At 71.9% G+C, this 26,383-nt stretch carries 19 protein-coding genes, 1 tRNA gene and 1 pseudogene; 7 read left to right on the top strand and 14 right to left on the bottom strand.

The annotated features are described in order from the left end of the window. Window positions 1-124: 124 nt before the first annotated feature. The 5 genes from ACZ4EF_RS01195 to ACZ4EF_RS01215 all read right to left on the bottom strand — a co-directional run bounded on the left by ACZ4EF_RS01195 (window position 125) and on the right by ACZ4EF_RS01215 (window position 6,594). Complete coding sequence (locus ACZ4EF_RS01195; protein ID WP_467502110.1) at window positions 125-529, bottom strand: PfkB family carbohydrate kinase; 405 nt, start codon at window positions 527-529, stop codon at window positions 125-127. Between the two features lie 331 nt (window positions 530-860). Continuing rightward, entirely contained in the window at window positions 861-2,348 is a 1,488-nt protein-coding gene (locus tag ACZ4EF_RS01200) for a PrsW family intramembrane metalloprotease (RefSeq protein WP_467502621.1), read from the bottom strand. Window positions 2,349-2,677: 329 nt separating this feature from the next. Beyond that, window positions 2,678-3,595 (bottom strand): tRNA (guanosine(46)-N7)-methyltransferase TrmB, encoded by a 918-nt coding sequence (gene trmB, locus ACZ4EF_RS01205; RefSeq protein WP_467502112.1) that lies wholly within the window; start codon window positions 3,593-3,595, stop codon window positions 2,678-2,680. Between the two features lie 157 nt (window positions 3,596-3,752). Further along, on the bottom strand, window positions 3,753-5,003 hold the full coding sequence (lhgO, locus tag ACZ4EF_RS01210) for an L-2-hydroxyglutarate oxidase (RefSeq protein WP_355336277.1): 1,251 nt from the start codon (window positions 5,001-5,003) through the stop codon (window positions 3,753-3,755). Between the two features lie 175 nt (window positions 5,004-5,178). Next, window positions 5,179-6,594: an MFS transporter gene (locus ACZ4EF_RS01215; RefSeq protein WP_188283634.1), complete on the bottom strand. Its 1,416-nt coding sequence runs from the start codon at window positions 6,592-6,594 to the stop codon at window positions 5,179-5,181. Between the two features lie 970 nt (window positions 6,595-7,564). Here ACZ4EF_RS01215 and ACZ4EF_RS01220 point away from each other — a divergent pair. The 5 genes from ACZ4EF_RS01220 to ACZ4EF_RS01240 all read left to right on the top strand — a co-directional run bounded on the left by ACZ4EF_RS01220 (window position 7,565) and on the right by ACZ4EF_RS01240 (window position 15,399). Further along, complete coding sequence (locus ACZ4EF_RS01220) at window positions 7,565-9,874, top strand: asparagine synthase-related protein (RefSeq protein WP_467502115.1); 2,310 nt, start codon at window positions 7,565-7,567, stop codon at window positions 9,872-9,874. Between the two features lie 895 nt (window positions 9,875-10,769). Next, a complete protein-coding gene (locus ACZ4EF_RS01225; RefSeq protein WP_401856114.1) occupies window positions 10,770-11,981 on the top strand; it encodes a DNA polymerase III subunit delta' in 1,212 nt (403 codons plus the stop codon). A gap of 426 nt (window positions 11,982-12,407) precedes the next feature. Beyond that, the gene (locus ACZ4EF_RS01230) at window positions 12,408-13,556 is read left to right on the top strand and encodes an alpha/beta hydrolase (RefSeq protein WP_467502117.1); all 1,149 of its coding nucleotides are present in this window, start codon (window positions 12,408-12,410) and stop codon (window positions 13,554-13,556) included. Window positions 13,557-13,652: 96 nt separating this feature from the next. Continuing rightward, entirely contained in the window at window positions 13,653-15,218 is a 1,566-nt protein-coding gene (locus ACZ4EF_RS01235; RefSeq protein ID WP_401716804.1) for an alpha/beta hydrolase, read from the top strand. Window positions 15,219-15,325: 107 nt separating this feature from the next. After that, a tRNA-Thr gene (locus ACZ4EF_RS01240) sits at window positions 15,326-15,399 on the top strand. A 73-nt stretch (window positions 15,400-15,472) separates the two neighbouring features. Here the strand turns inward: ACZ4EF_RS01240 and ACZ4EF_RS01245 are convergent. The 7 genes and pseudogenes from ACZ4EF_RS01245 to ACZ4EF_RS01275 all read right to left on the bottom strand — a co-directional run. Beyond that, window positions 15,473-15,895 (bottom strand): annotated as a pseudogene (locus ACZ4EF_RS01245) (tyrosine-type recombinase/integrase); the annotation flags it as partial. A gap of 98 nt (window positions 15,896-15,993) precedes the next feature. Beyond that, window positions 15,994-16,350, bottom strand: coding sequence for a hypothetical protein (locus tag ACZ4EF_RS01250; RefSeq protein ID WP_467502118.1), 357 nt, complete (start codon window positions 16,348-16,350; stop codon window positions 15,994-15,996). A 16-nt stretch (window positions 16,351-16,366) separates the two neighbouring features. Next, complete coding sequence (locus ACZ4EF_RS01255; RefSeq protein ID WP_467502119.1) at window positions 16,367-16,954, bottom strand: class IV adenylate cyclase; 588 nt, start codon at window positions 16,952-16,954, stop codon at window positions 16,367-16,369. Window positions 16,955-16,961: 7 nt separating this feature from the next. Next, a complete protein-coding gene (locus ACZ4EF_RS01260) occupies window positions 16,962-17,630 on the bottom strand; it encodes a class I SAM-dependent methyltransferase (RefSeq protein WP_467502121.1) in 669 nt (222 codons plus the stop codon). Beyond that, complete coding sequence (locus ACZ4EF_RS01265; RefSeq protein WP_467502123.1) at window positions 17,548-18,186, bottom strand: P-loop nucleotide/nucleoside kinase family protein; 639 nt, start codon at window positions 18,184-18,186, stop codon at window positions 17,548-17,550. The genes ACZ4EF_RS01260 and ACZ4EF_RS01265 overlap by 83 nt, the downstream gene beginning before the upstream one ends. Continuing rightward, window positions 18,179-19,084 carry a radical SAM protein gene (locus ACZ4EF_RS01270; RefSeq protein ID WP_467502124.1) on the bottom strand — a complete coding sequence of 302 codons (906 nt, stop codon included), beginning with the start codon at window positions 19,082-19,084 and terminating at the stop codon, window positions 18,179-18,181. The genes ACZ4EF_RS01265 and ACZ4EF_RS01270 overlap by 8 nt, the downstream gene beginning before the upstream one ends. A 108-nt stretch (window positions 19,085-19,192) precedes the next feature. Continuing rightward, the gene (locus ACZ4EF_RS01275) at window positions 19,193-19,885 is read right to left on the bottom strand and encodes an HAD family hydrolase (RefSeq protein WP_467502126.1); all 693 of its coding nucleotides are present in this window, start codon (window positions 19,883-19,885) and stop codon (window positions 19,193-19,195) included. 98 nt (window positions 19,886-19,983) lie between these two features. On the opposite strand from ACZ4EF_RS01275, the gene ACZ4EF_RS01280 reads away from it, so the two are divergent. After that, a complete protein-coding gene (locus ACZ4EF_RS01280; RefSeq protein WP_467502127.1) occupies window positions 19,984-20,757 on the top strand; it encodes an XRE family transcriptional regulator in 774 nt (257 codons plus the stop codon). Continuing rightward, window positions 20,744-21,211: an NUDIX hydrolase gene (locus ACZ4EF_RS01285; RefSeq protein ID WP_467502128.1), complete on the top strand. Its 468-nt coding sequence runs from the start codon at window positions 20,744-20,746 to the stop codon at window positions 21,209-21,211. The genes ACZ4EF_RS01280 and ACZ4EF_RS01285 overlap by 14 nt, the downstream gene beginning before the upstream one ends. Here ACZ4EF_RS01285 and ACZ4EF_RS01290 read toward each other — a convergent pair. Then, window positions 21,199-21,780 carry an HD domain-containing protein gene (locus ACZ4EF_RS01290; RefSeq protein ID WP_467502130.1) on the bottom strand — a complete coding sequence of 194 codons (582 nt, stop codon included), beginning with the start codon at window positions 21,778-21,780 and terminating at the stop codon, window positions 21,199-21,201. The genes ACZ4EF_RS01285 and ACZ4EF_RS01290 overlap by 13 nt on opposite strands. 344 nt (window positions 21,781-22,124) lie before the next feature. Next, the gene (locus ACZ4EF_RS01295; protein WP_467502132.1) at window positions 22,125-26,144 is read right to left on the bottom strand and encodes a DUF4365 domain-containing protein; all 4,020 of its coding nucleotides are present in this window, start codon (window positions 26,142-26,144) and stop codon (window positions 22,125-22,127) included. Between the last annotated feature and the right edge of the window lie 239 nt (window positions 26,145-26,383).

Raw genomic sequence — 26,383 nt, forward strand, 5'->3', positions numbered from 1 at the left:
TGGACTGACGTCACGTCGTCGTTGGGCTGATGGTGTCGCCGAAGGGAGTCGTCGGGGTGCGCGAACTGGCGGTGCGCGCTGACTCCCCGCCCGCCCCCGGCGGGCCGGGGTCAGTGGGGGATCACTATTTGGTGGGTGGTGGAGAGGCAGTCGCCCACGCCGGTGGTGTCCTGGACGGATACCGGCCGCGGGGTGATGTGGGTGACGCGGTCGCGGCCCGTTCGTAGACGTAGGCGCCGGCGCCTACGAAGGTGGCGACGATGTCGCAGCGGCCCGGGACCTCGCGTACCGCGGCGGCGGCCTCGTCGGGACTGATCAGGGCCTCGCGGCGGAGCAGGCTGCGCAGTTCGAACTCGTTGGGCACGAGGACGTCGACGTGGTCGAGCAGGTCGGCGACGCCGTCGGCCATCGGCGCGGGGTTGAGCACCACGAGCCCGGCGGCCTGTTCCGCGACCGCGCGGACGGCCGTCAGCGGGACCTCCAGGTGGAGGAGGACGACACGGGCGGTCGCCAGCGCCCTGCGCGGCACGCGTCGGCGGCGGGCAGCAGCAGGTTGGCGCCTTGGGTGACCACGGTGGAGTTGTCGCCCGTACCCCGCTCGACGATCGCGACGGCCGTCCCCGACGGCGCGGGGTTGACCACGAGGTGCGTGGTGGCGACGCACGCGGCGGCCAGGTCGGCGCGCAGGAACTCACCGGCGTTCGTCGTCCCGCGTGCCGCACAGCAGGACCGCTTAGCACGGCCGTTCGGCCAGGACCTGGAAAAGGGCTCGAGAGGTCGGGCAGCAGGACGGCCACGGTGTTCGACGCCTTGCGGGCCGAGTCGCTGGAGCCAGGCCGTTGCGCGGGCTCGTGCGGAGATTAACGGTGCTTGCCGGGTCCGGGGGCGCCCCATGTGCCGGGTGCCTGCGCGTGCCATGTGCCGGGCGCACCCCACTGGCCGGGCGCCTGGCCGTCCCACGGCCGGGGGCCCCACATCGGGGCCTGGCGCGGATGCGGGAAGGGCGCCGCCCAGGCGGCGGGCGGGAGGTGCGGCGTCGCGGCCTGGGCGAGCGGGATTCGCACCAGGGACTTGCGCTGCCAGAGATGATGGAGGAGTTCGGCTTCGCGCGCGGTGAAGTCCGGCGCGGGCATGCCGCGGGTGGCCGCCGCGCGCAGGAAGGCGAGGTGCGTGGCGAAGGCGGTGTAGTCGCGTACCGCGCGCGCCCCGCTCTCGCCGTAGTAGCGGCGCGCGGTGTCGCGGGCCTGGCTGCGGGCCTTCATCGAGGCCAGGGCGGTCGGCTCGGGCAGCGTCAGCCAGCCGGCGGCGGCGTAGACGGGGAGGTTGGTGCGGATGGTGCGCAACTCGCGGGCGCGGGCCCAGAAGGCGAGCCAGACGACGAGGCCGAAGACCGGGATCATGACGGCCACGTAGACGGTCAGGAAGCCGACGGGCGAGAGCATCGAGGAGCTGTTCCACAGGCCGTGCAGCACCATCGCGAGCAGCCAGCCGCCGAGCGGCGCGAGCCAGCGCCACACACTGCGCGGGCGGCTGGTGGCGGCGATGGCGAAACCGATGCCGGTCATCGCCGTGAAGAGCGGGTGCGCGAAGGGCGTCATCAGGACGCGGACGAAGAAGGTCGCGGCGGTCGCCGAGTCGAGTACGGAGGAGCCGAGCGCCTTGTCCTCGCCGAAGGCCGAGCCGATGTACAGGATGTTCTCGGTGAAGGCGAAGCCGGTCGCGGCCAGCCCCGCCAGCACGATGCCGTCCACGACGGACTCGATGTGACGGCGCCGGAAGAGGAAGAGCAGCAGGAGCGCGGCGCCCTTCGCCGTCTCCTCCACCAGCGGCGCGACGAAGGTCGCACCCCAGTGGTCGGTCTGCGTCGGAGTCGCGGAGAAGGTCGTGGCGATCAGCTTGGCGCCGTACTCGTTGGCGAACAGCGCGACGAGGGTCGCCGCGCACGCGCCCCAGGAGAAGGCGAAGACCACGTTCTGCCAGGGGCTCGGTGCCACGTGGTCGAGCCACAGGAACGCCCAGACCAGCAGCGGCACCGGCAGGACGGCCAGCACCAGGCCGACCAGGAAGCTCTCGGTGCCTATGTGCTGGCGCACGACCGCGAGGATGATCACACCGCAGACGGCCAGTGCCGTGAACAGCGCGCCCGTACGGACCGCCCGGCTCTCCCAGAACGGACGGCGGGGCGCGTACTGCCAGGTCTCGGGAGCGGGCGCGGGCGCGAATCCGGGCGGCGGCCCGGCGGTCCCGGACTGCGGTCCCGGCGCGGCGGACCCGGGCGGCGGCCCCGACGCGGGCAGGGCAGCGGCCTCCTGAGGACCCGCGGCCCCGGCAGCCGGGTGCGAAAACATGGACACCCGTCGACAGTACGGGGGCCGGGCGGCCATACGCGAGGGTGCGTCGGCATCGGTTCGCGCAGGTGACCGCCGCTGCCCGGCCCGAACGGGCGGGTCAGGGGCGGTTCCGGCGGCGGCTCAGGGACCGGGCCAGGGACGGGGCCAGGGACGAGACCAGGGGCGGGCCAGGAGACGGTTCCCGGAGCGCGCGCCGGTCGCGTACGCCGGACGTCCCCGCGCCCGTACGCGCCCCGCGCCCGTACGCCGGTCGCGCCCCGCGCCCGTACGCACGTCGCGCCCCACCCGCCCCACCCGCCTACGCAGGACACCCCCCGCCACCTCCCTCAGATACGGGTGAACAGCAGGTCGCGTACGACGTGCCCCTTCGCCAGCCCCTGCCGCTCGAACTTCGTCATCGGCCGGAAGTCCGGCCGGGGGGCGAAACCTTCCGCCGGGTACCGGTTCGCCAGCCCCGGCTCCGCCGCCAGCACCTCCAGCATCTGCTCGGCGTACGGCTCCCAGTCCGTCGCGCAGTGCACGACCGCGCCGGGCCGCAGCAGCGGCAGCACCATGGCCAGGAAGTCCGGCTGGATCAGCCGCCGCTTGTGGTGCTTGGCCTTCGGCCAGGGGTCGGGGAAGTACACGCGCAGGCCCGCGAGCGAGGCGGGCGGCAGCATGTCCCGCAGCAGGACGACGGCGTCGCCGTTGGCCACGCGGACGTTCGTCAGGCCGAGGCGGTCGGCGAGCGCCAGCAGATTCCCCTGGCCGGGGGTGTGCACATCGACGGCCAGGATGCCGGTCGCCGGGTCCGCCGCCGCCATCGCGGCGGTCGCGTCCCCCATCCCGAAGCCGATCTCCAGCACCACGGGCGGCTCGGAGTCGCCGAAGAGCGCGCCCGGATCCAGCGGCGCGCCGTCCAGCTCCACCCCCCACGCCTCCCAGTGCCGCTCGATCGCCGCGGCCTGCGCCTGCGTGATCCGCCCCCGCCGGGCATGGAACGACCTGATCCGGTGCTCCTCCCGCGACCCCGCCGGATCGGGCGCGGGCCCGCTGGGAAAGCGCTGCTGCCTGCCGACGCCGGAGACGGCCTTTCCGGCAACGGCTTCCGTGACGGATACGGCGTCGGCTTCCGTGACGGATGCGGCGTCGGCTTCCGCGACGGCTTCCGCGACGGAGACGGCTACGGCTAGGGCTACGGCATCGGTCTCGCGTACGGCGGGCGCGCTCGTACGCGTGGCGGGGGGAGTGGGTGACGTGGACACAATGCCGTCGATTCTACGGGGCGCCCGCGGCCCCCGGAGCGGCTGCCAGCGGCGTACGGGCTCACGTACCGGTGCGCGGACGCGCCGCGTAAGGCCAGGTCCGGGGCCGTACGGCGGCCGGGGGCGCAGGCGCGAACCGTGAACGCCGTCCGCGGGGCTACGCGGCGCGCAGGGCCTCCAGGGCCCGGCGGGCGACCTCGCGGCCGATCGGGAGCGAGGCGGTGGCGGCGGGGGAGGGGGCGTTGAGGACGTGGACGAAGGGGGCGGTCCCGGCGAAGAGGAAGTCGTCGACGAGGGTCCCGTCGGGGAGTACGGCCTGGGCGCGGACTCCGGCGGGGGCCGGGACGAGGTCGCCGGGGCGCAGCGCGGGCAGCAGGCGGCGGGCGTCGGCGGTGAAGGCGCGCTTGGACAGCGAGCGGTGGATCTCGCCCGCCTCCTGGCGCCAGTGGCGGCGGGCGATCCGCCAGGTGCCGGGGAAGCGGGCGGTCGCGGCGAGGTCGCGCAGTCCCACGGTGCCGCGCCGGTAGCCCTCGCGGGCGAGCGCGGGCACCGCGTTCGGACCGAGGTGGACGCCGCCGTGCACATCGCGGGTCAGGTGGACGCCGAGGAAGGGGAAGTCCGGGTCGGGCACCGGGTAGACAAGACCGCGCACCAGCCCGCGGCGGACCGGGATCAGCTCGTAGAACTCGCCGCGGAAGGGCACGATCCGCATGCCCGGGTCGTCCCCGGCCAGCTCCGCGATCCGGTCGCTGTGCAGCCCCGCGCAGTTGACCAGCACTTTCGTACGGATCTCGGGGCGCGGGCGGCCCTCGGCGTCGCTGCTGCGGACGGCGACCAGGCCGTCGGCGCGGCGCTCGATCGTACGGACCCGCTCGCCGTAGCGGACCCGGCAGCCCGCGTCCCCGGCCAGCCGGGCCAGGGTGGCGGCGACCTCGCGGAAGTCGCAGATGCCGGTGGTGGCGACGTGGATGGCGGCCAGCCCCGCGACCTTCGGCTCGTACTCGGCGATCTGGGCCGGGCCCAACTCCCTTACCGGGATGCCGTGTTCGCGGCCCCGCTGGACCAGGGCGTGCAGCCGAGGGAGTTCGGCCTGGGCGGTGGCGACGATGAGCTTGCCGGTGGTCTCGTGCGGGATGCCGTGCTCGGCGCAGAATTTGCCGATCTCGGCCGAACCCGCCAGCGCGTACTGGGCTTTGAGGGAGCCGGGGCGGTAGTAGATGCCGCTGTGGATCACTCCGCTGTTGCGGCCGGTCTGGTGGCGCGCGGGGCCCGGTTCCTTCTCCAGCACGGTGACGCGGATGCCGGGGGAGGCGCGGGTGAGCGCGTAGGCGGTGGAGAGGCCGATGATGCCCGCGCCCACGACAAGGACATCCTCCGGGCGGGAGGCGGGTGCGGTGCTGCGGGTCATGACGCCTCCTGCCTGTGGGGCCCTCTTAGCCCGGCGGCCCGCTCCTCAAACGCCGTACCGGCCGGAAACCGCCGGACGGCCCGGAATTCGCTGCTGGCGCATCCGCGCCGCCGGCCCGCCCGCCCTCGCCGCCGGTCCGCCCGCCCGCGCCTGCCGTCCCGCCCGGCTGAATCGTTTACGCCGGAGCCGCGAGCAAGGGCCTGGCCCGCTCCCGCAGCTCCAGCACCCGCGGCTCGTCGTTGTACGGCTCCAGGCGGTGCAGCAGGTCGCGGACGTACTCCGTGGTGCGGGCCGAGGAGATGCGCCCCGCGACCTCGACGGCCTTGGTGCCCGCGGCGCACGCGGCGTCCAGGTTCCCGGACTCCAGTTCGGCGACGGCGGAGACGACCAGGCGCAGGCCGTGGGAGCGGACGAACTCCTCGGTGGGGCGGGCGAGGGCCTGCTCGGTGAAGCGCTGCACCTGGCGCGGGACGCGCAGGTCGCGGTAGCACTCGGCGGCGTCGGCAGCGAGCCGGTCGTAGGAGTAGAAGCCGAGCCACTGCGGGTCGGCGTCGCCCTCGCGGGAGCGCTCGAGTAACGCCTCCGCGGCGGCCAGCGAGGCCCCGCAGGCGGCGGCCTCGCCCGCCTTGGCGTGCGCGCGGGCCTCCACGAGGTGGAAGAAGCTCATCGTGCGGGCGGTCGCCAGACCGCGGTTGCGCTCCAGCGCGGCCTGGGCGAGGTCGACGCCCTCGTCGGAGAAGTTGCGGTACGTGGCCTGGAGCGACATCGAGGCGAGCACGTAACCGCCGAGCGGTACGTCGGCGGCGGCGCGGGCCATCCGCAGCGCCTGGATGTAATACCGCTGGGCGGCCTCCTGTTGGCCGGTGTCGAAGGCCATCCACCCGGCGAGGCGGGTGAGTTCGGCGGTCGCGCCGAACAGCGCGCGGCCCACGTCGTCGCTGTAGGAACCGAGCAGCAGGGGCGCCGCCTCGACCCGCAGGCACTCCGGGACCATGCCCGAACGCCAGTCGCCGCCACCGTACTTGGAGTCCCAGCGGCGGGCGTCCTCGGCGGCTTCGCGGAGCTTGGTCACGTCGTTGTGACCGACGTGGTTCATGCCCGGCGCGGGCGCGTCGCGGGCCACGGTGGCGTCCGCGGGGGTGATCAACCAGCGCGACGCGGGGGTCACGTAAGCGCTCACTGCGAAAGATCCGGCCAAGCTCTGCCAGATGCCGGTGCCGCCGGGTCCGCGCCGTCCGGCAAGATCCAACCGCCACAGATCGGTGGCCGATTTCACCGCCTCGCCGACATCGCGCGGGAAGGCGAGACCGACCTCGGGCGCCGGGTCCGCGTCGGCCAGACCGATCTCGTGCAGCGGCACGGGACGGCCGAGCTTGGCGCCTATCGCCGCCGCGATCAGATGCGGCGCGGCGCCCTGCGGGACCATGCCCTTGGCCACCCACCGGGCGACCGACGTCTTGTCATAACGCAGGGTCAGGCCGCGTTGGGCGCCCAAGTCGTTGACCCTGCGGGCCAGTCCGGCGTTGCTGATGCCCGCCAGAGCGAGAAGGGTGCCGAGCTTCTCGTTCGGCCCGCGGTGTTCTCTGTTCACTGCGGTTCACCTCGTGATGCCGCTGGGGGGCAGGCCGGCCGGCCTGGTCTTGTCGTGGGGTACGGGGGTCACCCTCCCCTGGAGCCCGATTCAGCCACCGCGGTGACCGCTCGGCGGCCGGTGCGGCGCATGCGCCGGACACCCGAGCCGCGCGTACGTGTGCGAACCGGGTACACCCAGCGTAGTTCGCCGCATCCCGACCGTTAAGAGTCTCGTCCCGGATGGCGAGATTCCTGCCCCTTACTCGCCACCTCATTGGACCGTGCTCCCGGTATATGTGGCCGTGCGCCCGGCCGTGCGCTCTGTGCCGTCCGGGACGGCGGCGCTTGCATAGGGTCCGTGGGTCGGCCCGCGGCCCCGGCAGGCGGCTATGGCGGTGGTACGGCGGGCCAGGGGGTTCCGTTGCCACAATCCCCGCGGGCGGCGGACCGGCCCGGGAGGTGCGTCAGCGCCCTCCCGGGCCGTGGACCTCCCCTTGCGCCGAAGCCTCCCCGCGACGGCGCGCCCGCGCCCGGCCCCGCCCGCGCCGCCCGGCGTCCGCGGGAGGTGCTCCACCAGCGGTCCACACCTGCTCCACACCTTCTCCACGGCCCTCACCACTGTCTCCTTCACCACATTCACCGCCCCCGCCCGCGCCGGAACGTGCCCTTAATGTCCCGCATGCCGACCTCGAACGGTCCTCAACCGGTCCCTGGTCGCGTACGTGGCTTTCCGGCATATCAACTCCGGCATGTGCCGCAGACTTTGGCGCGAATCAGACGTTTCGGCTGATGCGTGTTTCACACTCGCCTCGCGGCTGCCCTCAGCGCGCGACCCGGCGCTCCTTGGTGCACCCATGCGCCGCTTTGCGCGCCTTCACGTGGCAGCATGGTCTTTCGGACGTCAGACGTGGCAGCGAAGCGGTAGAGCAGTGGGGCGGCGGCAGAGCGGCCCCCCGCGTACCGGCTGTCCACAGCCTGTGGAGGCGGCGATGCGGTGGTTGGTGGGGTGGAGCAGTGCCACCGCGGGTCCCGTTCCCGGCAGCAGGACCCGTACGCTCCTGCCCGTCGGTGCCCAACTCCTGTGGTCGGAACCGGATCCGCTGTGGGCCGTCGGTGACTGGCGGCCCGACGAGGTCCGTGTCGTCCAGGCCGATCCGGGCGGCGGCGCCGCGTACGCCTTCGGCGGCGGCAAAGGTGCGGCGTACGGCTCCGCGGGCGCGGCCTACGGGGACGGTTACGGCGACACGTACGGCGGGGCGGGTGCCGCGTACGGCGACGGCGGCGCGTACCGCAACGGCGCCCGGGGCGGCGGCGGTTCGAACGGCTCCCACGGCAACGGCTCCCATGGCAACGGGCACGGCGGGGGCACCCCGCACACCGTCGCCCGGCTCGCCGTACTCGGCCGATGCGGCGCCAGCGACGCCGAGTTGCGGCTCGGCCTGGTCGCCGCCCGCGGCGGCGCGCTGCGCCATCTGACGGCCTGGTCGGGCAGTTACACCGCCGTACTCCAACTCGGCCGCCGCATCACCGTGTTGGGCGACCTCGCCGGGGCCAGGCCGGTCTTCCACACCCGTTGGGCGGGCGGTACGGCGTACGCGACCGCCGCCCTCCCGCTCGCCGACCTCATCGAGGCCGGGCTCGACGTCACCCACCTCGCCGCGCTCCTCGCCTGCCCCGACTCGCCCGAAGCGCTCGGCGACGGCACCCCGTACCTCGGCGTCCGCCGCGTCCCGCCCGGCCACGCGCTCATCCTGCGCGACGGTGCCCCGGAGATCAGCGGCTACGAACAGACCGCCTCGCTGGCCGTCGGCCACCAGCCCACCAACAACGCCGACGCCACCGCGGCCGTCGAGGGCATACGGGACGCGCTCGTCGACGCCGTACGCGCCCGGCTCTCCCAGGCCCGCTTCGTACCCGACCCCGGGGACGGGCCCGCGCCCGGCATCGGCGCCGACCTCTCCGGCGGCAGCGCCTCCGCCACGCTCGCGCTGCTCGCCGCGGGGCTGCCCGGCAACCCCGGCATGCTGCCCGGCGCGCCCGGCTCCCTCGCGGGGGAGCGGCTGCTCGCCGTCACCTTCAACGACCTCGCAGGCGGCGGACCTCCGGGGCCCTCCGGCGGGGAGCCCTCGGGCGGCGGACTCCACTCCAGGGAAGCGCAGTTGGAGCGGGCGCGGATCATGGGCGCCGACCCGCGGCTGCGGCACGTCGTCGTGCCCGGCGGCCCCGAGTCGCTGCCGTACGCCGACCTCGGCGGCGGCGCGCTCACCGACGAGCCCGCCCCCTCCCTCGTCGACGCCGAACGCAACCGGCGGCGGCTCGCCGCGGGCGGCGCCGACCACCTCATCGGATACGGCGCCCGGCAGGTCCTCGACGCGCATCCCGCGCGGCTCGCCGACCTCCTGATGGACCGGCGCCGCCGCCACCTCGTACGGCCGGTGGCCGCGCTCACCCGCGCCGACGGGGCCCTCGGGCACCCGGCGCTCGTGCCCTTCACCGTGCCGATCACCGTCTACCGGGCCGCCCGGCGGCTCGCCCGCACCCCGTATCAACAGGGTGTGGAGGACGCGGCGGCGCGGCTCCAGCGACACGAGTTCGGCTCCGCCGGCAGTGGGCCGCTGGCCGCGTCCCTCGCCGCGATGACCTGGGTACGGCCGGGGCCCGCCGCCCGCTGGCTCACCGGGGAGGCGCTGGCCGAAGTGTCGGTACGCCTCCAGGACGCCGCGCGGCGGCCGTGGCCGATGGACCGGCCGGGGGAGCGGCGCGCCCGCGCCGTGCTGGCGCGTACCGCCGCGGATTTCCGCGCCTTCGAGCAGGCCGCGGCGGTGCCCAGCCAGCGGCTGCACGCGCCCTTCCTCGACAACCAGGTCGTCCGGGCCTGCCGGGCGCTGCCCGGCGCCCTTCGCGTACGGCCCGGCGCCCGTGCCGACGTCCTGCGCGACGTCCTCGAAGGCGCCGGGGTCCGTGACCTGCCGCCGGGGTGGGGCGCCAACTCCCACTCCACCGCTGCCGCGGCGGCCCGCACGGGGTTGCGCTTGGCGCTGGACGACCTTCTGGACCTTTTTGACGCGCCGCTGCTTGCCGATGCCGGGCTCATCGACGCTCGCGTGGTGCGCTCCGCGCTGGTCGCTGTCGCGGACGGGGGTGGGGTGCCGGCGGATCTCGACGGGTTGGGCGACCTTGTCGCCACTGAGGTCTGGCTGCGGCGGCTGCTTGCGCGGAGGGGGTCGTGCTGGACCGATCCCGCCACTCCCACTGATCCGCGCGCCCTCTCTTCCGGCGTCCAGCGCCTCTCCCTCTGACCTCGCCTTCTCCCTCTTTTCCTTCTCCTTTCCCGCCCGCCCACCCGTGCGGGTGTTTTCTTCGTCTGCGGGTGCCGCTTGTGCCTGGTCGGTGCCGGTCCGGGGCACCTCCTCGAAATGCGGCTACCTGGCCTTGCTCATTCGGCACCCTTCTTGTCACCGCATTTCTGCGGGGGCACCCCGGCCCGTCCCCTCCCGGTACGTCGGCGTCCGCCTGTCCGGTGGGGGTTGCCGGGGGAGGGGGGTTCTTTCGGCGGGCCGCCCTGCGCCGGTGGCCCCTCCCGGTGGGGGGCCCTTCTCCAAGCGCCCCACGACGCCCCCTGCGCCTACCCCCACCCCGACACCCCACAGGTCCCGCACCTCCCCCCACCTGGGCGGAAGGGGTGGTGTGAGGCCCCCTTCCGCCCGCCCCGCCGGGAGGTCGGGGGGCGCAGGGGTCGGGCTCCCACCCACCCCGCTGCCCGGCCACCCCAACGGACCGTCTTGCGTACAGGTCCGGCACCCCACCCACCCCCCTTTGCCCACCCGCCCCCTCCTCACGCCCCGGGTGGACGGTCGGTCGCGCGGGGCCTGGGCCCCCACCCACCCCCCTCCCCCCTCAGCCACAGCGGACAGGCGGGCGCCGATGGACCGGAGGGGTCGGTGCGGGGTGCCCCCGCAGGGGGACGAACGGGCAAGGGCAGAAGCAGGCGCAGGTGGCCGCAGGTTCGTCGCCCGAGGAGGTGCCCCGGGCCGGGACCGACCAGGCACAAGCGGCACCCGCAGACGAAGAAAGCACCCGCACGGGTGGGCGGGTGGGAAGGCCCAGGCACCGCAAAGGCGCCCACCCCTGTCAGTGGGGTGACGCAGAATGGTCCTCGGGGAACCGACGGGGACAAGGCGAAGGGAGGTCGACATGACGGTATGGGACGACGTCGTCGGCCAGCAGCGCGTAGTCGCGGAGCTATCAGCGGCGGCGGCAGACGCAAACGCCTTGGTGACGGCCCACGAAGAAGGCCGTCCACAACCCGAGGCGTCAAGAATGACGCACGCCTGGCTGTTCACCGGCCCCCCCGGCTCGGGCCGATCCACCGCCGCCAGAGCCTTCGCCGCCGCACTCCAATGCGTCAGCCCCGACCGAGCCCTCGGCGCCGCCCCCGGCTGCGGCTTCTGCGACGGCTGCCACACCACAGCCGTCGGCACCCACGCCGACGTGGAATTCGTCCGCACGGACCTTCTCTCCATCGGCGTCAAAGAGACCCGTGACCTGGTGCGGCGCGCCGCGCTGTCCCCGGCCGGAGGCCGCTGGCAGGTCATCGTCATGGAGGACGCGGACCGCCTGACGGAAGGCGCGGGCAACGTACTGCTGAAAGCCGTCGAGGAGCCCGCCCCCCGCACGGTGTGGCTGCTGTGCGCGCCGTCGGTGGAGGACGCGCTGCCGACGATCCGTTCGCGGTGCAGGCTGCTGAGCCTGCGTACGCCCTCGGCCGAGGCGGTCGCGGACGTACTGATGCGGCGCGACGGCATCGACCCGGCGCTGGCGGAGCGGGTCGCGCGGGCGACCCAGGGCCACATAGGGCGTGCGAGGCGGCTGGCGACGGACGAGTCGGCACGGTCCCGCCGCGCCGCGGTGCTGCGCGTACCGCTGCGGGTCGCGGACATCGGCGGGTGCCTGCGCGCGGCGCAGGAGTTGGTGGACGCGGCGCAGGAGGACGCGAAGGCGGTCGCGGAGGAGGTCGACGGCAAGGAGACCGAGGAGATGCGGGCGGCCCTCGGCGCGGCGGCGGGCGCGGGCAGCCGGATGCCGCGCGGCACGGCGGGCGCGATGAAGGAGTTGGCGGACCGGCAGAAGCGGCGTTCGACGCGTACGCAGCGCGACACCCTCGACCTCGCGCTCACCGACCTCGCCGGTTTCTACCGCGACGTGCTGTCGTTGCAGCTCGGCTCGGCGGTCGGCATCGCGAACACCGAGGTCCGCGAGGGCATCGAGCAGATCGCGTCGTCGTCCCGGCCGGAGAACAGCCTGCGCAGGATCGAGGCCGTGCTCGCCTGCCGCGACGCCCTGGACCGTAACGTCGCCCCGCTGCTGGCGGTGGAGGCCATGACCCTGGCGCTACGAGCAGGCTGAGGGCCGAGCCGCGGCTCGGGGTCCGTCCGCCGGAAGGGTCCCCGGCGGTCCGGGGTTCGTCCTCCGGAAGGGCCCCGGCGGCCGGAGGGTTCGTCCGCCGGAAGGGCACCCCGGCGGTCCGGGGCTCATCCGCCGGAAGGGCACCCCCTTGGTCCGTCCGGGTGATCCCGCCCCCGCCCCCGTAACGTCTCCCACCCCACGGCCCGCAGCCGTTGCAAGGTGCAGACAGCGTTCCCGCGCTTCCGCCGCCGTACGGGATCACCAACCGCCCCGGGGGTCATCCCACCCCGAGGACCGACCCGAGGACCTGACCAGGCCCAAGGGTCCGGCCCAAGAACCTGGTCCAAGGCCCCGGCCCGAGGACCAGCCCCCGTACCCGGCCGCACCGTCCCAGCGGGAGCGCACCCGCACCCGAGGGGTTCCGCCGTGGCCGACGTCGTCCTGTCCGTCCTGCTGCTCGCGGCGACCGCCGCCGCCGTACTGCTGGCCCACCGCGCCCTGCGGCACTGGTGGTCAGAGCGCGCCGGGCGGCCGTACGAACTGCCTGCCGACCGCCTCGGCGCCGCCCTGCGCGCGGGGGCGGCCGGGGTCGCGGCGCTCACCGCTCTGTCGCTCGCCGTGCCGTTGCTCAGCGACTCCCGCGACACCGGCCGCGCCGACCGGGCCCCCGCCGGGGAGTCGGCCGAGGCCACGGCCACCGTGCCGCCCGCCCCCAGCCGTACCCCCGCCCCCGCCCCGCCGGCGCCCGAGATGCGTACGGTCGGCCACCCGGCGGGCGGCACCCTGATGGAACTGCGCGACGGCATCCGCGTCTGGCTGCCGCCGCGTTACGAGTCGGCGGGCGCGGCGAGCCTCGCGTACCCCGTCGTCCTCGCGCACCTGCCCGCCACCGGCGCCCCCGACCTCTTCGAGGGCTTCGCCGTACAGGCCAAGCGCGGCCTGGCCAATCCGTTCCTGCTGGTCATGCCGCGCGACTGCGGTCAGGACCCGGTCGCCGTCCTGGCGGAGGCCGCCCGCCACTTCCGCGCGCTGCCCGCGAGCGGCGCGCACGCCGTCATCGGCCTCGGCGCGCAGGCGCCCTGCGCGGTGCACGAGGCGCTGACCCACCCGGGCCGGTACCGCGCCGCCGCCGGGATCTCCGGTACGTATCCGCCGCTCGCCCCGGCCGCGGGCCCGCATCCGGCCCTGCTGCTGGCCGCCACCACCGGCGAACTGGCCCCGCGCGCCTCGGCGTTGCGCCTGCGCGCCGCCCTGCGCCCGCGCGGCGACCAGGTCCGGATCATCGACGGTGTACGGGTGCGGCGCGAGATGTACGCGCTGGTCGCGGGGTATCTGACGGAGAAGCTGGAGGGGCCGAGCCGTAAAGCCGCCTCGGCCGTACCGAGGGCACGCGGCACCTCGGCCGTACCGGAGGCGCACGGGACCTCGGCCGTATCGAAGGCGCGCGCCACCTCGGCCGTACCGGAGGCGCCCGGCACCTCGGCCGTATCGAAGGCCCGTCATGCGACAGCCGTACCGGAAGCCCACGCCGCGACCGGGGCGGCGCCCACCCCCACCCCCCTCAAACGCTCATAATCGTGCGTATCACTCGTAAGGGGACAGCTTGAGCGTCTGTCCCCGCCCCCCGGCCGATACGCTCGCAAGCACCCGACGGGAGGATCCGAGCCGCCGATGCACTCCAAGCGCCTGCTCCGCATCCCGGCCACCGTGATCGCGGTGACCGGACTGCTGCTGTCCGCATGCACCTCAGAGGGGGGCGGGCACAAGGCCGCGGCGTCGTCGCCGGTCCCCGCCACCACCTCGCTCACACCGCTGCCGTCCGAGAGCCCCGCGGACCTGGCGCCGTACTACGGACAGAAGCTGTCGTGGCACGACTGCGGCGTCCCCGGCTTCCAGTGCTCGACCATGAAGGTCCCGCTGGACTACGCGCACCCCGTCACCGCCGACGACCTCAAGCTCGCCGTCGCCCGCAAGAAGGCGACAGGCCCGGGCAAACGGCTCGGCTCGCTGCTGGTCAACCCCGGCGGCCCCGGCGGCTCGGCGATCGACTACCTCCAGTACGCGGCCCTCGGCTACCCGACCGCGGTCACCTCGCGGTACGACATGGCCGCCGTCGACCCGCGCGGCGTCGCCCGCAGCGAGCCCGTCGAATGCCTCAGCGACCCGCAGATGGACGCGTTCACGGCCGTCGACACCACGCCCGACGACAACGCCGAGGTCAACAAGCTCGTCACCGCCGACCGCGGCTTCGCCAACGGCTGCGAGAAGCGTTCCGCCAAGATCCTCGGCCACGTCTCGACCGTCGAGTCCGCCCGCGACATGGACATCCTGCGCGCGCTGCTCGGCGACCAGAAACTGACGTACGTCGGAAAGTCGTACGGCACCTTCCTCGGCGCCACCTACGCCGGGCTCTTCCCGCAGCGCGTCGGCCGTCTCGTGCTCGACGGCGCCATGGACCCCTCCGTCGGCGCGCTGGAGAGCAGCCGCGCCCAGGCCGGCGGCTTCGAGGTCGCCTTCAAGGCGTTCGCGGCGGACTGCGTCAAACGCTCCGACTGCCCGCTCGGCACGACGTCCACCGACGACGCGGGCAAGCACCTCGACGCGTTCTTCGCCTCCCTGGACAGCCACCCGCTCTCCACCGGCACCAGCCGCCCGCTCACCGAGGCCCTCGGCACGACCGGCGTCATCGCCGCGATGTACGACGAGGGCGCCTGGCCGACCCTGCGCGGCGCCCTGGCCAGCGCCCTCAAGGACGACGGCGGCCCGCTGCTCAAGCTCTCCGACAGCTACTACGAGCGCGACGACAAGGGCAAGTACAGCAATCTGATGTACGCCAACGCCGCCGTCAACTGCCTCGACCTGCCCCCGGCCCTGTCCTCCCCGGCCGACGTCGAACGCGCCCTCCCCTCCTTCCGCGCCGCCTCCCCGCACTTCGGTACGACCCTGGCCTGGTCCTCCCTCATCTGCGGCTACTGGCCCCTGCCGTCCACCGGCCACGCCCAGCGCATCGAGGCCAAGGGCGCCGCCCCGATCCTCGTCGTCGGCACCATCCGCGACCCCGCCACCCCGTACGCCTGGGCCGTCTCCCTCGCCTCCCAGCTCTCCTCCGGCCACCTCCTCACCTACGACGGCGACGGCCACACCGCCTACGCCCGCGGCTCCGACTGCATCGACACCGCCGTCAACGCCTACCTCCTCGACGACACCGTCCCCCCCAAAGACCAGAAGTGCACCTAACCCCTGACCTGCACCCCCCTTGATCCCCCAACGGTCCGAACCACCCCCCGGAACCCTGTAGACTTGGCGCCGCTGCGCCTGCCACCCTTGGCATCAAGGCGCAGCGCGCCGCCTTAGCTCAGTTGGCCAGAGCAACGCACTCGTAATGCGTAGGTCTCGGGTTCGAATCCCGAAGGCGGCTCCGAAGAACCCCAGGACTCACTCGCCGTGACCTGGGGTTTTTCCTTGTCCGGGGGCCCGCCGCGTCAGGCCGCTCAGACGGCGCTGGACGGCTTGCGTGAGCGATGCGTGAGCGGAGCGCTTTTGGATCTAGGTTTTGGGCTTCTTCCGCTGGCCTTCTTCTTGGCCCTGGCCTGGGATTCCTTCGCGGTCTTCCGCGCCTGCTCCGCCTCGGCCTTGCGCTGGAGGGGGACGAGCTTGGCGGTGGCTTCGGCGGCGCTTCTGCCGACCTGGGGGAGGACGCTCTGGTAGATGTCGCGCGTGATCCGGGTGTCGCTGTGCCCGAGGGTGTCGGAGACGACCTTGACGTCGACGCCAGCGGCGAGCATGAGGGTGGCGGCGCCGTGGCGGAGGTCGTGCAGCCGGACCGGTGGCAGACCGGACGTGGCGACGTGCCGCTCGAACAGATCGGTCACCTTGCCGGGGTGCAGCCAGGAGCCGTCCTCCTGGGCGAAGCTCGGAGGGGTCCACCATGCGGTGGACCCCTCCGAGAGAAGGACTGCTCAGCGGACCTGACCGCAGCCGTTCCATCCGGGCCGGGCGAACAGATGCCAAGTCAAGCCTGGCGACGTCGGTGCCGCGCGCCACCGGCCCTCACTGCCGAGCGTCCCGGCTCCGGCGGTGGGACTGAACCGGGCTGCGCCGGGCCGTCGGTGAGAAGGATTGCCTGCCAGACACGTTCCTGGAGTTCGATGATGCAGGGGCCGCACGCGTACATCGGTGCCTGGGCTCCGGCGACGTTCGCCGGGCCGATCCACAGGACGCGGGTCCACTGCTGGCCGCAGAACAGCCAGCAGTAGCCGTCGGTCCAGTCATTCCCGTCGTCGGTCGTCGCTGGCTCCGGGAGGCCGCCGCGGGCGAAGGCGGCGATCCCGAGGATGACGCGATGCTGGAGGGAGAGTTCCGTCAGCACGGCTGTGCTCCGGCAATCACTGACGTTGCGAGGCCGTCGCGGGCTCGCCGTTCTTCCCGGCGTCCGAGAAGAGGAGGGTCGGTTCGGCGAGGATGTCGCGATCGGCTTCGCGTTTGTAGATGGTGTCGACGCTGCCGAACCGGGCCTCTGAATAGTCGAGGCCGAGGTGGGCTGCGGCGTCGCGGACGGAAGCCTCGTCGGGCCCTTCGATCTCCAGGAAGGTCGGAAGGTCGGGCCAGGTGTCGAAGTCGAAGGCGACGTCGCCGAGCTGCCATTCCTCGCGGAAGTTCTCCTGGTAACGGACCTCTCGCAGGCCGAGGTTGGTGAGGATCTCGGCCATGGCGTGGAGGTCGCCGACCTCGGTCTCGATCTCGGTCGTGCCGTGGATGGACGTGGCGTCGGTGACCTGCTTGAGCGTGAGGGTGGTGCGGGTGCCTTCGTGGCGGAGGCGTACCCATTGGGAGCCGTCGAGGACGTCGCTCTCGAAGATCTTCCGGGTGAGCAGGGTGCGGGGGAACGCCTGTACCGCGCCGAGGGCCGCGAGCTTGGCTTGGAGTCCGGCGACGTCGACGGCGAGGAACTTCGCTTCGTACTCGTGCTTCATGATCGCTTCATGCCCTTTCAGAGGTCACGGGAGAGGTGCGGGTCGCCAGGAGCAGGCCCATGCGATGGGTGTGCGGGTGGGGCTGGCCGATTTGCGGACGTTCGACGTACTGGCCTGATCGCAGGGTCAGTTGGATGTTCCATCCGTCGGAGAAGAGCGGGCTGAGCTTCTCGGCGGACGTGCAGTGCTCGCTCAGGTGGTGCCGGGCCGTGACGGGCATCATGAACTCGGCGCCGAACAGACCGTGGACGCGCACCAGGCCCTGCATGCGGGTGATGAAGTCGGCCAGGGGGCGGTGGTGGTTGGCACTGTAATGCCAGGAACAGCTCGTCCAAACGGCGTCGTACTGCGCGTCGCAGGGCAGACCGGCGTCGAGGAAGTCCCCTTCCACGATGTTCACGCGATCGGCCAGTCCTTCCTGCTGAAGCCGCTCGGTCAGGCCGGGGGCGTGGGCCTCGGTGCCGTCGGGCAGGCTGACGAGACCACCCCGAAGAGCGACCGGGTCTCGTTCGACCGCGGTGACACGGTGTCCTGCTGCCGCCAACGGCATCACCAGCCTGCCGTCGCTCGCCCCGATCACCAGCACAGTGGCATCAGGGCCGACGTGTTCCGACAGGGCCGCGCGGAACTGGGGGAAGAAGGTGAGGGTGTGCTCCCACCGGCTCAGGGTCTGCACCGCTGACTCCTTGGGCAGTGACGTCGAGGATGGCGTGGACGACCTGTTCGGGCGTGCGGCCCGTGGTGTCCACGCGGTGCATCGGGAAGGGGGCGTAGGCGTGGGTGATCTGTTCGGCGACCTCTTCGGCGAGGCCGTCCCAGCGTGAGGTCGGCTTGTGGCGGGCGGCGAGCCTGCGGCGGCGTTCGGTCTCATCGCACACGAGGCTGTACGTGACCGGCTCCGGCAGATCCGGCGGCAGGGTGATGACGAGGCGGGAGCCGTAGGCGCGGTGGTTGGCCAGGCAGCGGGCGAAGTAGCTGTCCACGACGACCGGAGTGCCGGCGGACAGGTGCCGGCGGATGTCGTCGGTGGCGGTGAAGAGGGCGGAGAGGTAGAAGGCCATCCGGGCTTCAACGTTGTCCCGAGCGTCGATCTCCCGGCGCAGCGACAGGTAGAGCGCGGGCACGGTGGGGACCAAGACCGCCCTGCGGGCTGCGGCGAGCAGCGGTGCGACGGTGGATTTCCCGGTGCCGCGTAATCCTTCAAGGCTCTCGAAGAGCGGCTGCTCAGGCACGGGCGTAGACCACGCCGGGCACGGCGAGGGCGAGTTCGTCGGTGGCGGAGGGCCGGTGGACCACGTGCCCGGCTTCCTTGTCGTACCAGAAGGCGTGCGCGTCCTTCCCGACCGCCTTGCAGGACATCGTGAGCGCGCCGCGCGGGTCGGCCTCGATCCGGGGGATGGCGGCGGTGCCGCTGAGCGGTTCGCAGACCTCGGGTGCGCCGTCCTCCGAAAGGTCCTCGTCCACGATGACCTCGATGGTGAGGTCGTCGGCGGCGCGGAGCTGCTCACGCAGGCGGCCGTACGCGGCAGTGCCGCTGATGAGGAGTTCGGGGTGATGGGCGGCGTTGCCGACCGGCCGCAGGTGGTGGAGCTTCAACTGCCGCGCGCCGTAGTCCTGGAGGGTGCGGGCGAGCGGCAGGACCTCGTCGATGTTCCGGGCGTTGACCGTCATGGTGGCGCCGGTGGGGATGCCCAGGTCGCGGGCGTGAGCCAGGGCGGACAGGGCGCCCTGGTAGCTGCCGAACTTACGGATGGCGTCGTTGGTGGCGCCGTTGCCCTCCAGCGAGATCCGCAGAAGGTCGAGGTGCGGGGCGATCTCGGTGAGGCGGCGTTCGATGCGGTAACCGTTGGTGCAGATCTCCACGTGCAGGCCCAGCTCCTGCTTGGCGTACCGGACGACCTCGGGCAGGTCCTTGTAGACGAAGGGCTCGCCGCCGAGGAGGTTGACGGCCTCGGTGCCGTACTCCTTGTGCATCAGCCGCATCAGCGTGATGGCTTCTTCGAGCGTGAACGAGTCGGCGTGCTGGAGGCGTTCGCCGTGGAAGCAGTGCTGGCAGGCGAAGTTGCAGCGGTAGAGCAGTTGCAGGTAGAGCATCCGGATCGTCTTGATGCCGGTGATCTCCGTGATCATGGTGACCTCCCTGGGCGTGGTGCCTGGGTTGAGGCCCTGATCGTGGCCGGGCTGCACGGGACCGCGTCACCGCGTAAAGGGACGCGCCCAGGACGTCCTGGGACGTTTTCAGGCTCGCGCGATGTCCTCCAGGAGGCGAAGGACGCGGTCGGTGTCCGACAGGTCGGGCAGGACGACGGGGGCGCCGGCGGCTTCGAGTGCGGCGGGGCTGTCGACACCGGTGGCCACGGCGATGATGTGCGCACCCGAGGTCAGGGCGGCCTCGACGTCCCGGGGCGTGTCGCCGACCAGGACGACGGGAGCCCCGGCGGGCAGGCCGCGGTCGCGCTGCATGCGGCGGCGGGCGACGTCCACCAGGCCCGGACGCTCCTCGGCGTCGGCGCCGTACGCCCCAACGGGCAGGTCCAGGAGCGCGTCCAGGCCGAATGCCGAGAGCTTCACGCGGGCGTTGGCGGCGATGTTGCCCGTCAGCACGGAGGAGACCCAACCCGGTTGTGCGGCAGCCGCCTTGAGGACGTCCTGCACTCCGGGCAGCGCTGTTCCGCGAGCTTGAAGCGCTCCTAGCCTTTCCGCTCCCGCCCGGACCAGCGCGGCTTCGACGTCCGGCCACTCGGGCTCGGCCACACCGTTCCGGCCGAACATGTCCCGCATGATCAGGCGGTCCGTACGCCCCTCGGTGACGGCCGCCTCAACTGGACGGCTTCCCGTCACGGCCTCGTACGCGGTGGCGTAAATCTCCTTGCTCACACCGGCGTTGTCGATGAGCGTGTGGTCGATGTCCCACAGGACGATGAGCGCCATACGGCCAGCGTAGGCGCCACGCGGGAACGACCGGTTCCGCCGGCGTCCAACCCGATCGGGCTTGCTCCCATGCCGGGCCCTGCACTTGTATGGCTTCTGTGAACGAGCGACTCCACTCCGTACTCGCCCAGCGTGGCGTCACGCCCGAGTTGCTCGCCGAAGCGTGCGAGGTGGACCCCAAGACCGTCGGCCGCTGGCTCGGCGGACGCATCCCCCACCCCCGGCACCGCCACCGCGTAGCCCAACACCTCCGTGTGGAGGAGACCTTCCTCTGGCCCGCCCCGCAGATCATGAGTAGGCCGGCGGCCGCCACCCAGGGCACGGAGCTGCTCGGCACGTACCCGAATCGGGCCAGCGTCCCGCGCGAGATATGGCTGGGCCTGCTCCAACAGGCCCAGGAACAGATCGACGTCCTCGTCTTCTCCGGCACCTTCTTCGCCCAGAGCAACCCGCACGTCGCCCGCATGCTCGCCGCCCGCGCCGCCGACGGCGTCCGCGTACGGCTGTGCTTCGGCGACCCGAGCGGCCAATCAGTCTCCATCCGGGGCCGCGAAGAAGGCATCGGCGACACCCTGGCCGCCAAGATCCGCGCCTCGCTGACGTATTACCGCTCGCTGCTAACGGTGGCGGGCTGCGAGGTGCGGGTGCACGACACCACGCTCTACACCTCGCTCTTCCGCTACGACGACACCCTGCTGGCCAACCCGCACATCTACGGCCAGCCCGCCAGCGCCAATCCCGTCCTCCTCCTCAAGTGGGCAGAGACCAACGGCTGGTTCGACACGTACGCTCACAGCTTCGACGCCGTCTGGGCCGGCGCACGCCCCTGGACGCCCGACCGGGAAGAGGCCACCGCGCATGGGCAGGACTGAGTACTACAACGACCCCAACGCCCCCAAGGCCAACACCCTCATTCCCGCCAGCAACCTCCTGGTCGTCGACGAGACCGGCGCGATCCTCCTCCAGCGCCGCCGCGACACCGGCCAGTGGGCGCTGCCCGGCGGGGCCCAGGACATCGGCGAGACCGCCGCCCAGTGCGCGGTGCGCGAATGTCTCGAAGAGACCGGCATCATCGCCGAGATCACCGGCTTCCTCGGCGTCTACACCAACCCCCACCACATCGTCGCCTACACCGACGGCGAGATACGCCAGCAGTACGAGAACACCTACATCGGCCGCCCGGTCGGCGGCGAGCCGACCATCAACGACGAAGCCGACGGCGTCCGCTGGGTCCAGCCCGACGATATGGACGCGTACGACATCCACGCCAGCATGCGCCAGCAGATCGGCGACTACCTCGCCGGCACCTACCCCTACCTCGGCTGAGCTGCCGAGAGCGCCGCCTCCACCCGCGCCACCGCCGCGTAGATCTCCGGCTCAGCCCGCCGAATGAACCGTCCGACAACGCTGTCGGCGCCGTATCGGCTTACGATCTCGGCCACCCGCTCCGGCGCGGTCGTCGGCTCCCCGTCAGGCGTCGTCGTCATATCGCAATACACCAGCGCATCAACCAGCAACTGGTCCTCCAGCAGCGGAAACTCGGCTTCCAGGACCTCCCGCAGCCCCCGCTCCTCCGCCTCCAACAACGCAAACGAATGATTCGCCACCAGCCGTGTCACCCGCTCATCAACCCCATGCTCATCCCGCAGAAACCGCGCCCCATCCAACGGATGGAACCCGGTAACAGCCAGCCGAGGCGCATACCCGACGTCATGCAGCACCGCCGCCGAATTGATGAGCGCTGCGCGGTCGCCGACGATCTCGGCTAGCGTCCCAGCGCGTGCTGCAACGCCCTGAGAGTGTGCCCAACGCCTCGGCAGCGGGCCTGCAAGCTCGTGCTGAGCAATTAGCTGTTCCCTGGTCAAGCGAGCCTCCAGCCGTAGCTCTGAACTCATACTGCATCGGGGCACGGCACGACCCCGGGCAATGCAGTCTGCCTGAGGTGTGCACCTGCCCTGCGTAGCAGTTGGGTTGGTCACGCACTGGCGCAGGGGATCCGCCTGGGTCGTGGGTAATTCCCGGCACGGTGCAGGTCCCGTGGAGTCGGTCGCCGGGGCCGTTGCTGAACAGCGTGGCAGGTGTCTGCGGAAGGACCAGTTCCGGGGACGAGATTACTGTGGCTCCCGGGCTGGCCAGTGCCCAGGAGCCGTTGCGAGATCAGTGATGTGTTCCTGTTCCAGGAGCCAACGGCGGCAGATGCTGCCAACCTGGACGGCGGACGCACGGGTGCAGTGATGGTTCATGAAGCGGCGCCCAAGGCGGCATCTGCCATGGATGTTGCCAAGGACGGACTGAAGCCGTGCTGCTGTCTCAGCCGGGCGATCAGTTGGGTACGCACCAGATCCTTGAATGCATCGGGGTCGGGCACAGGCGCCTCCTTGTTGCTGCCGACGGCGCTCCAGCGTTGGATGCTGGTTCGAACGCCAGCTTCCAGGCTGCTCAGAACCGTTGGCCATACGGCTGCGACGGGATCCGGCCCCAGGCCCACAGCGAGGAGCGTCAGCGCAGTGAGTGACGCCTGAGCTGCGGCAACGTGGTGAGGCTCGATCAGTGAGCTACAGCCTCGCAACGCCGCGGCGTGCCAGCCGGCGAGTTCTGTGGGCGCCTCGTCCCAGATTCGGGCGATGGCCGCGGACCAGATGGCTTCGCTGTCTTCGGTGGCCCAGAATGTCGGCCGGTCGAAAGGGGCAGCCGCGCTGCCGGGGCGCCAGCCCTCGTCCCGAGCGATGTCAATGACGTCATCCTGGTCGAAGGGAAGATCGACGACCCAGGCCCGCATGAGCGTGCGCCGGTCATCACTGAGTTGCTGAGAGGTGAACTGAGGGTAGTCGGGATGGGTGGCAAGCACCTGGAGCAGGGCGACTGTGCCGAACGTTTGAATACCGCTAGGAATGAGCATCTGGCGCAGGGCCGGGTCGTCGCACCACAGGGCCATGCCGTTAGTCAGGGCCAACTGGGCGGCGTGCAGCCAGGGCATCTGCTCAGCCTGTGGCTTGGTGGTGAAGGGAAGCCACTCGTACAACGGGTCCAGATTGTCGACGGGTTGAACGGCCAGGGTGGGCAGGAGACGAATAAACGCGGCTGAACGCTGGGCCACGTCGCGTTTGTTCTGCGGGGATAGAACCGTCAACGCGACGTCCCCGGTTCGCACGCCGAGCTGACCGCTGGACCGGAGCAGGCTGTCGCAGGCGTAGACGGTGTTGACCAGGTCGTCGTGGACGGCGGTGGGTGTGGTGGTGGCCGAGAATACTGCGCGCAGTTGGGCGATGCGCTCTGGGAGTAGTGTGGCGACGGCGATTGCGCTGAGATCGAGGACGACATCGCGGTCCAGGGCTTCGCGGGCAGCACGGACTTCGGCCCGGAAGGCTTGCGGGTCCCGGGTGGCGGCGGGGATAAGGCCGGCGGCGCGCTGGACGTAGGCCAGCGCGTGGGGGCGAGATGCTGATTGTGCGAGCACGCCCATGGGTACGACCCCGATGCGGACGGCGTCGGCAACCTGGTCGATGACAGTCTGACGCGGGCCCAGCGTGCGGTGCACGAAGTCGGCGAGTTCTTCGGGACTTGTCGCTGTGCCCAGGACGGGTCCTTCAGCGCCCTGCGGGTCCAGCAGCTCCAGAGCACGGGCGTGCAGTGGCTGGGGCAGATCCAGGCGAACACGCTGAGCGCCGCTCCCGGAGTTGGTGCTGATGTCGGGGTCGGGGGGTTCCTCGCGATCGCCGCCGGCCGCATGCAGGATCGCTGCCGCCGTCTGGCTTCCGAGTGCCGGGAAGCGAGTCACCATCTCCAGCGCCTGCTCCACCCGAGGCACAGTCCACCCGCCCCAGTCCATCAGGATCAGCCACATGGCAGCCTCCGGGGCACTGCCGATCACTGGGGTGAACCGGCTGATGGTGTCCCACGCCGCATCCAGGCGCCGGCTGGCGAGCTGCGCATGGACTGCTGCCCACGCGAACATGGCCGCAATTGAATCGACTGGGCCGTGTTCAGCGCCCGGGACGGCCTCCTCGTCGGTCAGCTCTTCAGTGAGACCGGCCAGGGCGTGGTCTTCCATATCGATCCAGTCCTGGCGGTCTTGGGCCCATCGCACGGCACGGCCTCGCAGATCCCGCCGCATGACGACCGGCAGGTGGGGACGTGCCAGCAGGGTCAGGGCACGCAGCCTTGCCAAATCACTCTGCCCCGCCTCCTCCCAAAGCTGGACGGCATGGACCCGCAGCGCCAGATCCCCGAAGCGGTGTCCTGCGCGTTCGGCGATGGCGGCCGCCGCCTCTGCGTCATCGACAAGCGCCACCAGGGCCAGCGCGGCCACCGGGCCCGCGGTCTCCCACTGCCGCAGGCGGCGTATCGCCGCAGGGCGGTCCCCTGCGGCATCCTGCGCGCAGGCCCATCGCACCTGATACACCACCTCGGACAGGGCACCTTGCTCGCGCAACGCGTCCAGAGCAGGAACGGGCCACACCCCCAGTCCTGTCAGCGCGAACGCGGCCAGGCCCCGCTGATCGTCGTTACTGGCGGTCGCCAACGCCTGCTGCCATGCTTCGACCCGCTGCGCGGTGCCGGTCTGGGGGTCGGTGTCCACGGCCATGGCCGCGAGTTGGGAGCGCGCCCCGCGGTCGGTGAGTCGGGCCGCGAAGCGGACTGCGGCCTCTGGCTGACCGGCCTGGTAGGCGGCACGGCCGGCGTCCAGGATCAGCGGCTCGTAGTCGGCCTCCAGGCCGATCGCTTCCCCGTCGGGAGCCGGAATGGCAGTGGCGAGGGCGGCGGCGATGGTGTCGCCCATCAGGCGGACCCGGAGCAGCACCAGCGCGGCGTCACCGCCGGGACCGTGCCAGCGCCGGTACTCCGCTCTTGCTGCGACCGCCAGCCGCTCGGCGCGGCGGGAATCCAGGTAGGCCAGGGTGGCGGCTCCCGCCGTGGCGTGCCACATCAACGCCTGCGCCAGATCGACCAGCAGGCCAGGGAAGTCGGGGGCCAGTTGGGCAGCCCGTTCCAAGGCTGCCAGCCCCTGGTCGTAGTGGCCGGCAGCGAAATGCGTGTGCGCAACGAACCTCAGTACCGTTGACTCTCCTACCGCCGCTTCATCGCCCTGGTCCAGAGCCTCGGCCACGACCGCGGGCAGCTCGGACGGCTGGCCGCCTGCGCGGACGACTGCCTCGGCGACGGCCGCCAGCACAGGGACTCGGCCGACGCTGGCCTCGATGAGGCTGCGAGCACGGTCGGTGTCGGCAGCGGCGGCGAGTATCGCCGCCAGCGCGCGCAGCCGTGCTGCGGCATCCGCGTCGGGTTCGGCGTCGGCGGCCCGCTCCAGCGCGTCAACGGCGTCCGTTCCCAGTTCGTGCGCGGCGGCGTATCCCGCAAGTGCCCGCCACGCCCCCGCACGCTCGGTTCCCTGCAGTCCTGCCAGCCACGGCGGTGGGGAAGCCAAGAGGCTCCTCAGCAACGCCCGCGGGTTGACGGCATCAGCGAGCGTGACGGCCATTTGGACCGCATAAGCGGCGTCGGCTTCGTGGGCGCGCATGAGGGCGCTCCTCGGATCGGCGGGCAGCCGGTCCAGGGCTTGGTGGAAGGTCTCGGTATCGGCTGACCGTCGTGCCGGAGCGGCCAGCGCGTCGGCGCAGCGTCCATTCAGTTGTTGGGAGGCAGGAACCAGAACTTTCCAGCCCTTGCCGGTGCTCACCAGGGTCGTCTCATCGACGTGCTGCCAGTACACCGCCCGGGTGCCAGGGTGAAACAACGCGATCACGACGGGCAGTGAACCGCTGCTCCAGTACTCCATGTGGGCGGCATTGCAGCGAAACCACCATCCGCCGTCCACCGGCTCACTGAACCAGCTGGGCCCGGACTTGATCTGCACTGCCAGCAGCCGCCCCGTGGCCTGACCGCCTTGGACCACCTCGAAGTGTGCGTCGATCCCCATATCGCTGGTCTCCTGGCTCCGATACAGCCACCCCAGCTCGTCAGCCACCAGAAAACTGACCATGCCCACACCGGCTCGATCAACAAGGTGAGTCCGGTCTACCTTCACTCCGCTTCGCCCCTCTGTGCGGACACCCCGCCCCGTGGACGGAAGGCCATAGTAGGGACACGATGTGACATCCGGCGTGCAGTAGGCGAAATCAGCCAACTGGCCGTCTGCTCCTGCCTGCTGCCTAAGAACACCCCTGCCGTCCACGCCCGTGGAATCAGTCGGCACATACCCATGAGCTGCTCGTTGACATACCGTCAGTAGGCGGGTGTCAGCGGCGTGGGGTTCGCTCATGCCGGTCACGATGCCGGCGCGGCCGGCCGTTGCGAGATCAAGGCATTGGTCGGCAACAGCGACGAGCTCTACCCCCGGCGCATCCTAGGTGCGAAGGGCCACTTGGCTGACACGGCCGAAAGCTACCTCATCGGCTGCGTCTCCGACTTGTCTCCCCCAATGCCACATCACCACCGCCCTCCGCAATCCCCTTGCTGATCCGGATCTCGCAAGCCCCTCAATGACGAGCACCCGGGTGA

It is taken from the genome of Streptomyces sp. NPDC025721 (assembly GCF_055558595.1).